At 36.6% G+C, this 14203-nt stretch carries 11 protein-coding genes, 3 pseudogenes and 1 riboswitch; of the genes and pseudogenes, 9 read left to right on the forward strand and 5 right to left on the reverse strand.

The genetic code is table 11. From position 1 onward, the window contains the following. Positions 1-10 precede the first annotated feature (10 nt). A pseudogene (locus JCM9157_RS07850) lies at positions 11-1581 on the forward strand (long-chain-fatty-acid--CoA ligase). A 49-nt stretch (positions 1582-1630) separates the two neighbouring features. Here the strand turns inward: JCM9157_RS07850 and dapA are convergent. Next, on the reverse strand, positions 1631-2518 hold the full coding sequence (gene dapA, locus JCM9157_RS07855; protein ID WP_035663617.1) for a 4-hydroxy-tetrahydrodipicolinate synthase: 888 nt from the start codon (positions 2516-2518) through the stop codon (positions 1631-1633). A 120-nt stretch (positions 2519-2638) separates the two neighbouring features. Further along, positions 2639-2821: riboswitch (Lysine riboswitch) on the reverse strand. Positions 2822-2891: 70 nt separating this feature from the next. Then, positions 2892-3050, reverse strand: a complete 159-nt coding sequence (locus JCM9157_RS23915; RefSeq protein ID WP_081734103.1) for an aspartyl-phosphate phosphatase Spo0E family protein — start codon at positions 3048-3050, stop codon at positions 2892-2894. A 279-nt stretch (positions 3051-3329) separates the two neighbouring features. Here JCM9157_RS23915 and JCM9157_RS07860 point away from each other — a divergent pair, with 279 nt between their 5' ends. After that, complete coding sequence (locus JCM9157_RS07860) at positions 3330-4049, forward strand: YhcN/YlaJ family sporulation lipoprotein (RefSeq protein ID WP_035663619.1); 720 nt, start codon at positions 3330-3332, stop codon at positions 4047-4049. Positions 4050-4119: 70 nt separating this feature from the next. Here JCM9157_RS07860 and JCM9157_RS07865 read toward each other — a convergent pair whose 3' ends face one another. After that, entirely contained in the window at positions 4120-4677 is a 558-nt protein-coding gene (locus tag JCM9157_RS07865; RefSeq protein ID WP_035663620.1) for a hypothetical protein, read from the reverse strand. A gap of 115 nt (positions 4678-4792) precedes the next feature. On the opposite strand from JCM9157_RS07865, the gene JCM9157_RS07870 reads away from it, so the two are divergent. After that, positions 4793-4996, forward strand: coding sequence for a hypothetical protein (locus JCM9157_RS07870; protein WP_035663623.1), 204 nt, complete (start codon positions 4793-4795; stop codon positions 4994-4996). A gap of 209 nt (positions 4997-5205) precedes the next feature. Here JCM9157_RS07870 and JCM9157_RS07875 read toward each other — a convergent pair whose 3' ends face one another. After that, positions 5206-6168: a DMT family transporter gene (locus JCM9157_RS07875; RefSeq protein WP_035663625.1), complete on the reverse strand. Its 963-nt coding sequence runs from the start codon at positions 6166-6168 to the stop codon at positions 5206-5208. A gap of 303 nt (positions 6169-6471) precedes the next feature. Here JCM9157_RS07875 and JCM9157_RS07880 point away from each other — a divergent pair. The 5 genes and pseudogenes from JCM9157_RS07880 to JCM9157_RS07900 all read left to right on the forward strand — a co-directional run bounded on the left by JCM9157_RS07880 (position 6472) and on the right by JCM9157_RS07900 (position 12439). After that, a pseudogene (locus JCM9157_RS07880) lies at positions 6472-7442 on the forward strand (YbgA family protein). Between the two features lie 703 nt (positions 7443-8145). Then, complete coding sequence (gene cspD, locus JCM9157_RS07885; protein ID WP_034633915.1) at positions 8146-8349, forward strand: cold-shock protein CspD; 204 nt, start codon at positions 8146-8148, stop codon at positions 8347-8349. Between the two features lie 254 nt (positions 8350-8603). Continuing rightward, positions 8604-10637, forward strand: coding sequence for a penicillin-binding transpeptidase domain-containing protein (locus JCM9157_RS07890; protein WP_035663626.1), 2034 nt, complete (start codon positions 8604-8606; stop codon positions 10635-10637). A gap of 210 nt (positions 10638-10847) precedes the next feature. Beyond that, a complete protein-coding gene (locus JCM9157_RS07895; RefSeq protein WP_035663627.1) occupies positions 10848-11291 on the forward strand; it encodes a hypothetical protein in 444 nt (147 codons plus the stop codon). 83 nt (positions 11292-11374) lie between these two features. Next, complete coding sequence (locus JCM9157_RS07900) at positions 11375-12439, forward strand: M42 family metallopeptidase (protein WP_035663662.1); 1065 nt, start codon at positions 11375-11377, stop codon at positions 12437-12439. 51 nt (positions 12440-12490) lie between these two features. Here the strand turns inward: JCM9157_RS07900 and JCM9157_RS07905 are convergent, their stop codons facing one another. Continuing rightward, the gene (locus JCM9157_RS07905; RefSeq protein WP_035663629.1) at positions 12491-13741 is read right to left on the reverse strand and encodes an erythromycin esterase family protein; all 1251 of its coding nucleotides are present in this window, start codon (positions 13739-13741) and stop codon (positions 12491-12493) included. Between the two features lie 195 nt (positions 13742-13936). On the opposite strand from JCM9157_RS07905, the pseudogene JCM9157_RS07910 reads away from it, so the two are divergent. Further along, positions 13937-14203: pseudogene (locus JCM9157_RS07910) on the forward strand (hypothetical protein); the annotation flags it as partial.

Below are 14203 nucleotides of genomic sequence, written 5' to 3' on the forward strand. Positions count from 1 at the left end.
AGGCGACAACATGCATGTTCCTTTAGTTCTCACTGACTTCCTCGATAGAGCAGTTGAATTATATGGGAGTAAGGTCGCAATAATGGATGAAGATAGGTCTTTTACTTATGCAGAGTTAGGAGCAAGAGTGAATCAATTATCTTCAGGTTTGAAAGCGCTTAATATTGGGAAAGGCGATAAAGTTGCTTATCTTGCCCCTAATACAGTTGAAATGCTAGAAGGTTTTTATGGTGTTTTCCAATTAGGTGCTGTCATGACACCACTTAATACGAGGTTAAAGCCAGAGGATTACAAATATATTTTAGATCATAGCGAGAGTAAAGTTTTGTTTGTTGATGTTGAGCTATATCATTTAGTTGAACCAATACTAGAGGATTTACCAAATTTAAGGAAAGTAATTGTTCATGGTGGCACAATCAATAACTATGATGAGTGGCTTTCTGATTACTCAACTGCTCCATTTGACCGTGTTGAATTAGAGGAATCTGATATAGCAAGTTTACTCTATACTAGTGGAACAACCGGAAAACCTAAAGGAGTTATGTTAACACATCGTAGTAATTATTTGCATGCTTTATCAACTCAACATCATTTAAAAGTGTCTGATCAAGACACGTTGCTACATATCTTGCCAATGTTTCACGTGAATGGATGGGGTTCCCCATTTTATTACACCGCCAATGGAGCTACACAAGTAATGCTTCGTAAAGTGGATCCAGAACTAATATTTGAAAAAATAAGAACTCATAATGTGTCAGTTGCGCATATGGCTCCTACTGTTCTCAATATGCTGTTGGACTATTTTAATCGGAATAGGTTACAACCTACTAACAAAATGAGAATTGTGATTGCAGGGTCAGCACCACCACCATCTTTCGTCTCAGCCGTAGAAGAAGGTCTTGGTTGGAACTTTATACAAGTATATGGCATGACTGAAATCTCTCCATTAATAACGATTTCTAGCATTAAGTCCAATGAAGAGGATTTATCCGCTGAAGATCAGGCAAGATTAAAAGCAAAAACTGGTTACGCAATGATTGGTTCAAAAGTAAAAGTTGTAGACGAAAAGGGAGCTCAAGTTAGTCCTGATGGAAAAACAATAGGTGAAATCATTACGCGTACAAACGGCGTAATGGAAGGATATTGGAAAAATCCAGAGGCGACAGCTGAAACCATTCGAGATGGTTGGCTTTACACGGGTGATATGGCAACAGTAGATGATCGCGGTTATATAGAAATTGTTGATCGTAAAAAGATGTTATTATTAGTGGTGGGGAAAATATTTCATCAATTGAAGTAGAAGGAGTACTGTATCATCATCCAGCCGTTTTAGAAACGGCTGTTGTTGCTATCCCACATGAGAAGTGGGGAGAAGTGCCTCATGCTGTAATTGTTGTCCGAGAAGGATTTTCTGTTACAGAACAAGAATTAATTGAATTTACACGATCAAAGTTGGCTCATTTTAAGGCGCCTAAATCCATTTCTTTTATTAATGCTCTGCCTAAAACAGCTTCTGGAAAAATTCAAAAAGTACAAATTAGAAAGGAACTTTGGGGAGATCGTGATAAGATGGTACAATAACGTTAAAAAGAAGCAGGATGTCTTAATCCTGCTTCTTTTTCTAATTAACTTAACTTACAAAGAAATTCATAGTTGGATGTACGACTGTTTGTAATTCAGCTTGTTGTTCAGCCGTTAAAGGAATAAGTGGTAGCCTAACGGAACCAACTGTAACTCCTTTCATCTCTAAAGCTGCTTTAACAGCCGTAGGGTTCGGAGCAATGAATAAAGTCTTCATAACAGGTAAAAGTTGGCGATGCTGCATAGCTGCAGCAGTAACTTGCCCTCCTTGGTAGTTACGTACCATTTGTTGCATTTCATTTCCGACAATATGAGATGCTACAGATACAACTCCAGTCCCACCAATAGCTAAGATTGGTAGCGTTAAGCTATCGTCACCACTGTAAACAGAAAATCCTTCTGGAGCATGTTCTATAATGGATGCGATCGCTTCTAAATCTCCGCTTGCTTCTTTTGTTGAAACAATGTTTGGAATTTGAGCTAATCGAAGAGTTGTATCTGGAGTCATATTGACAGCACTTCGACCTGGGATATTATAAAGCATAACAGGAAGTTTAGTTGTGTTTGCAATTGCACTAAAGTGTGCATACATACCTTCTTGGCATGGTTTATTATAATATGGAACAACAAGCATAATAGCGTCTACACCAATTTGTTCAGCTTGTTTTGTCAGCTCAATGGATGCTTGTGTATTATTTGAACCCGTCCCTGCGATGACGGGAATTTGTCCATTAACAGTTTCTACAACAGTTTTAAATAACATAAGTTTTTCTTCGGTGGAAAGAGTAGGAGACTCTCCTGTCGTACCAGCTACAACTAATGCTTCTGTACCATTTGCCATTAAATGGCGTACAAGATCTTTAGTCGCTTCAACATCAAGTTGTCCATGCTGATTAAATGGAGTTACCATTGCAGTTAAAATTCTTCCAAAGTTCATCCAATTCACCCTCAATTCATAATTTTTACACGTAGATGGGCTACTGGAGGCACAAAAAAACAACAATGAGGCCTCTACTCATTGTTGATAGGTTAAGCAAAACATGCCAAACCATTCAATCTGTGAGATAGCCCTCCATATAGCTTGTATGCTATATGACAGTACTGCCCTTGTTCAGAACAGTCCCAGCTTATGGTTTGATGAGATTTCATAAGCTTCGGCAAACACCCCTTTTTGTTAGTTTCCACGGATCTCATTCTCCTCCGCTAACATACTAATGATATTTGCACCTCTACCCTCACTTCATTATTAGAAGTAAGATATAACGTAATTTGTTTCTACCTTATCAAATGTTTTACATGATTGCAATGGTTTAACGCATTTTTCTTTTTTTTGGTGAAGTATTCTGAATTAAATTTAAGAGCTTATCTAATTCCTGGCTGCATTGTATCGTAGCTTGAGCATTTAAACCATATTCTTTGGCAAATTTCAACATTTCAGATCGTTTTCGTTCTATTTCTACACATAACATGTTTCTTCCAACTCCAACTTTATGAATTTTAAGAAACAGACCGGCTTAGCTGTTGTTGCTGGAATAGTATGTATTACAAAATCCTAATCAATCTGTCCATAACGACTATTATAACCAAAAGAAATTTGTTGAAAAGTGTTTCTACTGAAGTAGTCATAATTAGATTTTATTAGTAAAGAATCGACAATTTTCTCTCATGGTGGTGCGTTAAGTAATTTCTAAATATTTTCAGATTGAAAATCAATGATGATTCGCACACTACAAATAGGAGGGATTCCAATGAAATGTATGAATTACCTACTCATGACTACTTTGCTTTTAACAGGATGCACAATTCCACAAAAAGCGGAGATGGGAGCTAATCCAGATCGAAATCAAGGTTATAGTGGCTATGGAGTAGCACAAACTAGACAGTTGGAAGGGCCATTATCTGATTTAATGGTACCTGACGATGCTCCTAAAGGGTTAACAGATCCAGCTCCTAGACTTGTAAGAGAAGGAGCTTATTTAACTGGTACAAGGGATCTGAGTATGAGAAATGACCATACTCGTTCGGGTCAACGGATTTTAAATAATCGTCCTGGTGTAGTTAGAGATAAATACGCACTTAGTAACGAACCTAATGTCCAAAGTAAAAGGAGTAAACAAAACGCTAATACTCCGCTTCAAGCGACAGATTCTTTGACTCGCTTAATTGAACAACGAGTAGAATCATTAGAAAATGTTCGAGATGCACACGTTATCTCCGATGGTGAGCGAATCGTAGTTGGATTAGAATCTAGAGAGCAGGACCGACCAAAATTACTTCGGGAAGTAGAACAGGAAATAAGTGAAGTAGTGGAACTGAATCAAGTTTACATTACAACGGATAGAAAGATCATTAACCGAATGAATGCATTAGAACATCAGGTAAGTTTACCAGCGCCATTTGAATCGGTAGGAGGAGCAATCGGCGATATTGTAGACTTAGTAGACGACGCTGCGCATGGACGCAGATAAAGCAGGGGAGTATACACCCCTGCTTTTTTAGGCCGAAAAAGCGAATTTTCCCACTTCTTTTCTTATTTTATTAATATATTCCTAAATCTTCGGTAACTGATAAATACTCGCGTTCCATTAATTTATGAGACATAACGGCGTTCTCATAGTAAACCCTAGCATTTGTTAATTGTAGATGGTGAACCGGTTCCTTCATATCCTCTAAAATCCTTCTAAGAGCATCAATTTCAACTAAAGTGGATAAATGTACATGATGAAATCCGTCAAAAACACCTGGGCGGCTAAGCTCAACAAACGTTTCACTTTCATTTCGGATTCTTTCTAATATAGAAAGTGCTTCATTAATCTCAGTTGAAGTAACTTGATTTTGCTCAAAAATATCATTGACATTCTCTAATAAAGTCGCAGTTTCACTTAGATAATGCCCGGCCTCACTTGCATAAATCTCCTGTTGCTCACTTTGAACCATTCTTTCCCGATTTTGACTATGATTACTAGGCGGCTCTGGAATTTGACGAATTGTATTGAATTGTTGGGCCTCTACATCATTAGCGATATTAGCTTCAGAGTCAGCGCCGCAACCAGTTAACATAATCCCGACGGCAACTAGTAGTAAACTTTTTTTCAAGTAGCATCAGCCTCCGTAAAACAACGTTTATTTTAGTATGAAGAGATAAGGAAAAAATATGCATGAACGATAACTTTAGCTCGTATGATGTAAAAAAGAGCGAGGGGGACGTCAGATGAGCACGATCATAATCACGATTGCACTCTCAGCATTTTTCTTACTGTTTTTCGGAGTCATGATGCTTGGAAACAAAGTTTCGCATGTGATTGAACAAATTCAAGCTAAAGAAGCGGATCAGGAGTTAGCAAAAATTGAGTTAATGATGAATGAGGAACAGAATCAAAACCGGCTAATTCCTAAAAAGAGAAAAAAGAAGTAAAGGAACAACAAACATGCTATGGCATGTTTTTTTTGTTTGGTTGAATTGCAAAGTTTGTTGTTTCTAAATGTTATTCTCTTTTGGTGTAGTCGACTGAAACGAACACATCTTTCATACCGCTTACGAATTAAGCAACAAAAAATGAGAAAATAGCCAAAAAAAACTTCAAAACTTGTAGCGTACACAAGTTTTGAAGCGCTTGGTCAATATTAAACATTCACTTTCTGAGGCTTCGCAACAGTTGTTAGTTGCGGTTTCTTAACAGAGTAATAACTGTGAAGAGCTATCCCGAAGATAATAATGACAATACCAGTTAATGCGATAGAGTCTGGCCAAGAACTGTTTAATAAAAAGACTTCACCTAAAATAACAAAGATAATCTGAATGGAGATTGTAGCCTCAACAGCAGCTAAATGTTCAGGAGAATGACGAACAAGATTAGTCGCAAAGAAGAATAGCATCGTTGCAATAACACCAGAGCAAATGGCAACTAGAAAACTTTGTATGACTTGGTTTTGACTAGGTAGCCCTATAGAAACAAACCCATACAATGATAAAATAAACCAATAAGGTAAACTAGCTAATGTCATGCCCAGAACGCGTTGAAATGTATCCAATTGATCATTACATACGGCCATCATTTTTCGATTACCGAGTGGGTAAGCGAAGCAAGCAATGAGAACAGGAATGCAACCAAGAAGCATAATCGACAAAGAAACAGATTCAAAGTGTCTTACTTGTATGAGGACGATCCCAGCAAAAATAATAGAAGAAATAGCCAATGGTTTAATAGGAATCTTCATCCGCGACTCGCCGTTAGTGGATTTGAAAAGAGGCGTTAGTAAAACACCTGCAATAATAGTGAATTGCCATGTACCTGCAATTAACCATGCTGGACCATATGCAGCTGCAAATGTAATAGGAGCATAAAAAAGCACGAAACCAACGAAGCTCCAGATCAGCCAAGGTTTTGGATTTGACATTAATTCTTTCCATAAAGGTTTAAAGTTTTTTCTCCATAATACAAGCGCAATTAGAAAAGGTACCATGAAAATAAAACGTAAAGAGGACCCCCAAATCCAACTCCCTCCAGAAATTTCCATAGAACGATTAAGCACAAAAGTAGAAGCGAAAAATAGTGATGATAAAATTCCAAGTATAATAGCTCTCATGTGGCCTCCCTCAGCATACAATTTCTTTTTTATCATGTTAAAGGACAAAGACAAAAAATGGAAGCATTAAGTTTGGTTTATAAATATTTTTTTTGAAAGGTGAATGATTTGCTTTTTAAGTATGGTGAGAATAGGATGAATAGAAATAATAATACTTCATTACTTAATCTTCCAACTGAAACACGGAAATTCCATGAATGGACTTGTCATTCCGAGGATAATGTAAGAAATATCTATTTATTGGTCTTTTCATAAGTCGAAGAAATTCCAGGTATCATTTTAACAGGAAAAGGAGTGAGGGGTGTGCGAGCGTTCGCAAGACCAAAAGTTGTTGTTAGTAAATGTCTTGAGTTTGGTGCGTGTAGATATAATGGTGATAGAATCACGGACGCTACAGTAGCTAGATTAAACGATTTTGTTGATTTTTACCCTATTTGTCCTGAAATTGAGATTGGATAGGTACTCCGAGAGAAGTTATTCGCCTTGTTGTAGATGGGGAGTGCAGTAAATTGGTTCAACCGAAGTACAATCGCGACTTAACTGAAAATATGATTAGTTTTTCAAATGATTTCCTTCAGAATCTTATTGAAGTAGACGGTTTCCTATTAAAAAGTAGATCGCCGACATGTGGCATAACTGATGCGAAAATATACGCTAAAATAGATAATTCTCCTGTAGTACGAACTGGAAGTGGAACGTTTGCTACTCAGATCCAATCGATATATCCTTCTAAACCAATGGAAGATGAAGGGCGTTTAAAAAATTTTATTTTAAGAGAACACTTTTTTACACATTTATTTACCGTATCCGATTTCCGTATTGTTAAACAAAGTATGAAAATAAGTGCTCTTATGAATTTTCATGCTAAAAATAAATATCTCTTTATGGCCTGTCATCAAGAGAATATGAGGGAGATGGGAAGAATTGTAGCAAATCATAAGAACTTATCTATTCAAGAAGTATTTGATCAATACGAGGATGGGTTATCTAGATTATTTGCTAAACCACTTAAAATAACTTCTCATATAAATGTTTGTGAACATGTATTCGGATATTTCTCCAAACAATTAACTACTGGAGAAAAACAGCACTTTTACACACTTTTAGAGCAATATCGCGAGAAAAAAATTCCTTTAAGTAGCGTGTTAGTTGTGTTGCGTTCGTGGTGTTATCGCTTTGAAAATGAATATTTATTAAATCAAACATACTTCGAACCTTACCCTGAAGATCTTATCGCAATAAGTGATTCAGGGAAAGGAAGAGCATTGTCGTAGACTGGGAACAGTCTATTTTTTTGTGTGAATTTTTGTATTAACACAACCAAGAAAAATATGTTGACTATTATAGTACAGATTGCATATAATAAAAGCAAGAGAAGAATAAAACTATTCAAACAATTCTAACTAAGGAGATGAGCATCATGAAAAAATCACAAATAGGTACTGAACGCAAACCAATTGAAATTAAAGAGGATGAATCAATCCTTCAATCTATCAACGATTACTATAGTCGAAATTAAGTTGAAAGAATAAAAGGGAAACCAATTATCCGTACAGGGAGCTAAGGTTTCCTTTTTGTTATTCTGTTATGACACAGAGTGAGGAAAGTATTTAGTATTTCTTCACTAAACTGGAAAGTTACTTGCAATTTTCGCTAGAATAAGATATAGTAATTATAGGTCGTCAAATCTAAAACAAATAGCGCTTTTCATTCAGCTGGCGCGGTCAAGGAACCGTAAGGATGAACGAGAGGCAGGGCTTTCATCGTCTGGAGATTGATAGATGAATCCTAGATACACCCATATAAATTTTTATTGCATCAATTAGCAACGCTATAGAGAGTCTAGTATTCACATGTTATAAGGGATATTCACTCGATTCGTAGTTGATGTTCCTTATAATATGTGAATTTTTATTTACCGGATTGTAAATACGATTGCATATTAAGTAAAATTATTTTAAGATTGGGGTTTTAAGCATGGCACAAACTGGAACAGTTAAATGGTTTAACGCAGAAAAAGGATTCGGTTTCATTGAAGTAGAAGGCGGTAACGACGTATTCGTACACTTCAGCGCTATTACTGGTGAAGGTTTCAAATCACTTGACGAAGGTCAATCTGTTGAATTTGAAATCGTAGAAGGCGACCGTGGACCACAAGCAGCTAACGTTGTAAAACTATAGATGGTTCTAAAAAGACATTGTTCAACTGAACAATGTCTTTTTTTAGGTTCTATCCTAAGACCATGATGTTATTGATTTCGTGCTTGAGTAAAGGGAAATAAAAAGAACAACAGATCCATTAGTTTTAAAATAAACAAATTAGGATTCCATAATTATATTATGTAAACTAGTGTTGTTTTCAAAGAAATATAGGTGTAAATTAACTATAAAATAAGGTAAAATTATCCTAATAATAGGTTGTAGAGGAGAGAAAAATGAGAAAAGAAACCATACTGATCTTTCACTTATTTATGATTATCGTTTTATTAATCGGTTGTTCAAATGAAACGCAGCCTCCTGATGAAGTTTTTGAAGACTTTTCTTTAGCGTGGAAACAAGGAAACTATGATGTGATGTATGAGTTCCTTTCTACAACATCAAAAACGATGATATCAGAAGAAGAATTTATTCAGTTGTATACTAATACATATGAAGAAATCCAGAAATCTAATCTAGATGTTGAATTGATTATCGAAGATGAAGAAAATCTTGATTTAACAGAAAACGAGATTGTTTTACCTTTTGTGAAAAATATATCTATGTTTACAGGTGATATGGATTTTGAATCATTCGTTTCTTTGTCCTTAGATGAAGAAAACAATGAATGGAAAGTAGATTGGTCACCTAGTCTTGTTTTTCCAATGATGGTTGAAGGAGATCAGGTGAAGCTTAGAGTACTCTACCCAAGTCAAAGAGGAGAAATCTTCGACCGAAATGGAATGGGATTAGCTATAAATGGAGAAATCTACGAAATAGGAGTAGTTCCAGGTAGAATCGAAGATGAAGAATCTGAGCTAAAACAACTTAGTGACAAAATTGATGTATCTGAAGATTATATAATTGGTCGAATGAATCAAAGTTGGGTTGGTGAGGAGACTTTTGTGCCAATAAAAAAAGTGGCGCTTGATCAAGAGACCTTTGTAGAGGAAGTATATCAATCTATTCCTTTTGCTACCTATCGGAAAGTGCCAGCTAGAGTTTATCCGGCAGGAAAAGCTGCAGCCCATCTAACAGGTTACTTACAGATGGTTACAGCTGAGGAAGTAGAAGAAGATACAACCAACTTCTACACCAACCAATCGCAAATTGGGAGAGCTGGACTTGAGGCTCTATTTGAAGAGCGCCTACGTGGAATGATTGGTGGAGAGATATATATTGAAGGGGAAGATGGCAATCAAAAAGATGTTATTCAGAGAAATGAAGCCGTTAATGGAGAAACAATTCGATTAACAATTGATGCATCGCTACAGCAGGCTATCTTTAACAAATTAAATCAAGATAAAGATAGTGGAACAAGCGTTGCCCTAGATCCTGTGACAGGTGAAGTACTTAGTTTAGTCAATTCTCCTGCATACGACCCAAACGAATTTATTCTTGGTATGTCTAAAGATAGATTCGATCAACTGCAACACGATGAGAAGCGCCCTTTAACAAATCGCTTTTCGCAATCATTCATACCAGGTTCGACAATTAAACCAATAACAGCAGCTGTTGCCCTTAAAAATGGTTTGGATCCTGATAAGAAGATATCGAGTTCAGACGAAGGGTGGCAAAAAGATCCTTCATGGGGCAATCATTTAGTTAGACGTGTATCCAATCCATTAACAGAGTTAAATTTATTTGAAGCGATGTTGTATTCCGATAATATTTATTTTGCTAAAATAGCTACTGACTTAGGAATTGATGTGTTCCAAGAAGGCTTCGATCATTTTGGATTTGGCAATAAATTACCGTTTGTTTACGGCTTTGCTGAGTCGAAATTAGCAGTAGAAGAAATTGATTCTGATGTTCTCCTTGCTGATACTGCTTACGGGCAAGGTGAGATGTTGGTTAACCCACTTCACTTAGCATTAATGTATTCGACATTTGTGAATTCAGGCTCAATTTCAAAGCCATTGCTTCTTTTAGATGAACAACAAGAGCTCTGGAAAGAGAGTGTAGTTAGTGAAGAGCATTCAGATATTGTACTTCAATCTATGATAGCAGTGGTAAATAACAGCCAAGGTACGGCATCTCATGCAAAGCTTGATCAGATGATGTTAGCTGGAAAAACGGGTACAGCTGAGCATAAAGAAACTCGTGAAGTAGATGAAGCTGGTGCTGAAACAGGATGGTTTGTTGCTGTAGATGCAGACCAACCAGATCTTTTGATGTTGATGATGATTGAAAATGTGAATGAAGGAAATCGTGGAAGTTCATATGTAGTGACAAAAGTGAAAGAATTGTTTCAAGAATACAGTAGAAATTAAAGAAAAAGAGTTATTCTAAGGTGATAAGCCTTATGAGTAACTCTTTTTTTTACATTTGAAAAAAGGTTAGCATGTTTTGGGAATTGTGAATATAATAGTATTGTAAGGGCTTACATTTTTATTTGGTTAAAAAAATCAGATTTTACGTCTATAAGAATAAGATCATGTATACACATGTCAATACCAATTTAAGGGTGAGGGGTGTGCACAATGGAAGCGACGCATTATGACGATTTATCAATTTATGTACCTAAAAATCAATTAGATAAATTAATTACCAAAGTGCAAGAAGACCAATATCGAATCTTCTGGGGGTTCAATAAAGGAAATATGATTCTTAATATTTATAATAGTGAAGTGAATAATAAATTAATATTTAAAAGACATAAAGGGTATTTGGAGTTAATTGAAGCTAAATTAAAATGTGAAAGTGTATTAAGAGTATTAGATCATGATATTGCATTTACAGATCAAGTTGCATTACAAACAAAGGAAGATCTAAAACGTGATTCAGATGCAGTCTATCGTGAAATTGACTATTTCTTAATGGAACTAGCTCACTTTAAGAAGCGCGACGACCATCAAGCGGTTGAAAATATTAAAAAGAAGTTACATGAGCTTACAGAGGAGTGGAAACAACTAGGAAAGTCATGATACGATAAAACCACTTAGAAAGGAACAATAACTTTCTAGGTGGTTTTTTGACTAAATGGACTAAGCGGAAAGTAGGGAAAGATTTGCTTGAACTTCTTAAGAAATTAACCAATCTTCATGGTCCGTGTGGGTATGAGCAACCTGTATCCAAATGGATTAAAGAGATGATGATACCTTTAGTAGACGAAGTAAATGTAGATTCACTTGGTAATGTGGTGGCCAAGAAAAAGGGTTTAAAACTTGGTAAGACAACTATTATTACAGCTCATATGGATGAAATAGGATTTATTGTTAAAAAAATTGAAAAAAATGGTTTAATTCGTTTTGAGAAGTTAGGTGGACATGATGATCGGATCTTACTCGCACAAAAAGTCCAGATAAGAACGAAAGGTGGACTTATAACTGGAGTCATCGGAACGATTTCAGCTCATTACGCAAAATTTGATGATCCGAAAAAAGTTAGGAATCACAGGCAGTTATACATAGATATAGGAGTAAATAACGAAGAAGATGCTCTTCGGCTAGGCATAAGAGTTGGTGATCCCATTACATGGTACCCAACGATAGATGTGCTTGGGAATGAAACGACAGGAAGAATCGTCGGAAAAGGATTTGACGATCGGGCTGGTTGCGCTGTATTAATCCGTACATTGCAAGAACTTCAAAACTACTCCATCTCTGGAGAAGTAATTGCTATGTTTACCGTACAAGAAGAAGTGGGATTAAGAGGGGCCGAAGTCAGTGCGAGACAGGTTGAGGCTGACGTAGCAATTGCTATTGATACTACGGCAGTAAGTGATACGCCAGAAGAAACAATGGATCAAAGTTTGGCTCTCGGAGCTGGGGCTGGGATCAAAATTATGGATTTTAGTTTAATTGCCCATCCGGCTGTAAAGGATTCACTTGTAGAGCTAGCTGAATCTAAAAACATTCCTTTTCAATTAGAAGTTTTCCCTGGCATCGGAACCGATGGTGGTGCCGTCAGCTTAGCTAACAAAGGAATTCCAACAGGTGTGATCTCCATTCCATCACGTTATGCACATTCCCCTGTAGAGGTTATCGACTTAAAAGATTTGGAAGCTTCAAAAGACTTGTTAGTTACATTTTTAACAAGTGATCAATATACGGTATTCCCATTTGTAGAATAGTCAAAAATGAATCTCATCCAAATAATAGAGGATGAGATTCATTATTATTCTTTAGTTTAATGGTTGTAGCGCTTTTGTTTGCTCGAAATGAATAAAGGCATCGTACCTTTCGGAGAGTCTCGAAGGTACATAATTGCCCATATGCTCGTATTGTGGGTTGTAAGTAACTCCTATTGCTCGGTGACCGACTGTTTGATTAAATAACGAATGGTTTGTCTGATCAAATAAGAGGAATTTGTTGAAAGCGCCTGATTCATGTAACTGCTGTTCCCAACTACCCATTTGTGCCTTAGGAACAGGTATCTCCTGATAAGGATCTCCCCAAGTATCAGCAGCAATTACAGATCCCTCATAAAAACCAAAACCGACAGCATACACTTGATCGCGGCCAAATTGTTCTCTCATTAACTGTCCGACATTAACCATTCCCTCGTCAGCCATATCTGTAGCTCTAGCATCACCAATATGAGTATTATGTTCCCAAATAATCCCCTTTGATTCAGGTCCATAAAAACTAGATACTTTTTGAAGAGCTTCAACCATATGTCGATCACGGATGTTCCAAGATTCATTTCCATCTGTGACCATAACTCGATAATAATCTTCTGCATTCTGAACAACAAGTGAATTTAACTCCATGTTTAAAGTTGCTTCTAAATCTTGAGGATAGAAATCCCGATTTACGTGTAAAGAGTGTAGAAGGTCAACCAATTCCTCTAAACAATCTTTTCCGTAAAAGGATGCAGAGACACCATACATTTGAGCTTCATGATGGAAAGGTTCAAAACATTCAAATGCTCTTTTGGCTTTATTAACATCAGGAGAATTGATTGATTCCAAGTAAGCAACAATCTCTGACATTGATTCAAATAGACTATATACATCGATACCATGAAAACCAATTTTTGATTTGTTTTCTTTAGAGTCGTTAAATTGCTTTAACCATGAGACGAGTGAAGCCACCTCTTCATTTGCCCACATCCACTTTGGCCAGCGTTTAAACGCTTTTAAAGCATCATACGGATTCTGATAACTTGTTGGATACTTAATGTAGCGATTAACCTCGTGACAAGAAGGCCAATCTCCTTCAACACAGATATAATCAAAACCTTTATGTTCAATTAACCATTTTGAAATTTCAGCTCTTAATGTATAAAATTCAGAAGTACCATGTGTTGACTCTCCCAGAAGGACGTATTTTGCTTCTCCTGCTTTTTCTAATAACGGTTTTAGATCACTAACGGAGTTAAAACGAGTGGCTGATTCTTTAATTGCTTTAGTTAAATCAAGTGTCTGAACCATAAGATTATCTCCTTCATAATAGAACGTTAAAATTAATATGCCCTCAACATTAAGAAAAAACGCTAGTTAAATTACAACCATAAATAACAGCTATAACGAGCGTTATAAATAAATAATCTAAAATGTTGAACGGTTTTTGGGTGAATGCATAGCATAGCTAATGTAATTATGATCACTTTGAAATGAGGGAATAAAATGCATAATTGGCAAAATTCATGGAATAATCCTTACTTTAATCAAGGGTGGCAACCAACACCTCAACAGGAACAAGTAGAATCTCCAGTTACTCCACATTGGGGAGTTGGTTTTCCTCAAGCGCCAATTTTATGGGGAAGCGGGTTCCCACAAACACCAGCTCAAGGCGGCTGGGGAAGTGGATTCCAGCAAACACCAGGCCAAAGCGGATGGGGAAGCGGGTTCCCACAAACACCAGGCCAAGGTCGGATGGGGAAGCGGGTTCCC

This window comes from Halalkalibacter akibai JCM 9157, from assembly GCF_000513135.1.
GTDB lineage: Bacteria > Bacillota > Bacilli > Bacillales > Bacillaceae_D > Halalkalibacter > Halalkalibacter akibai.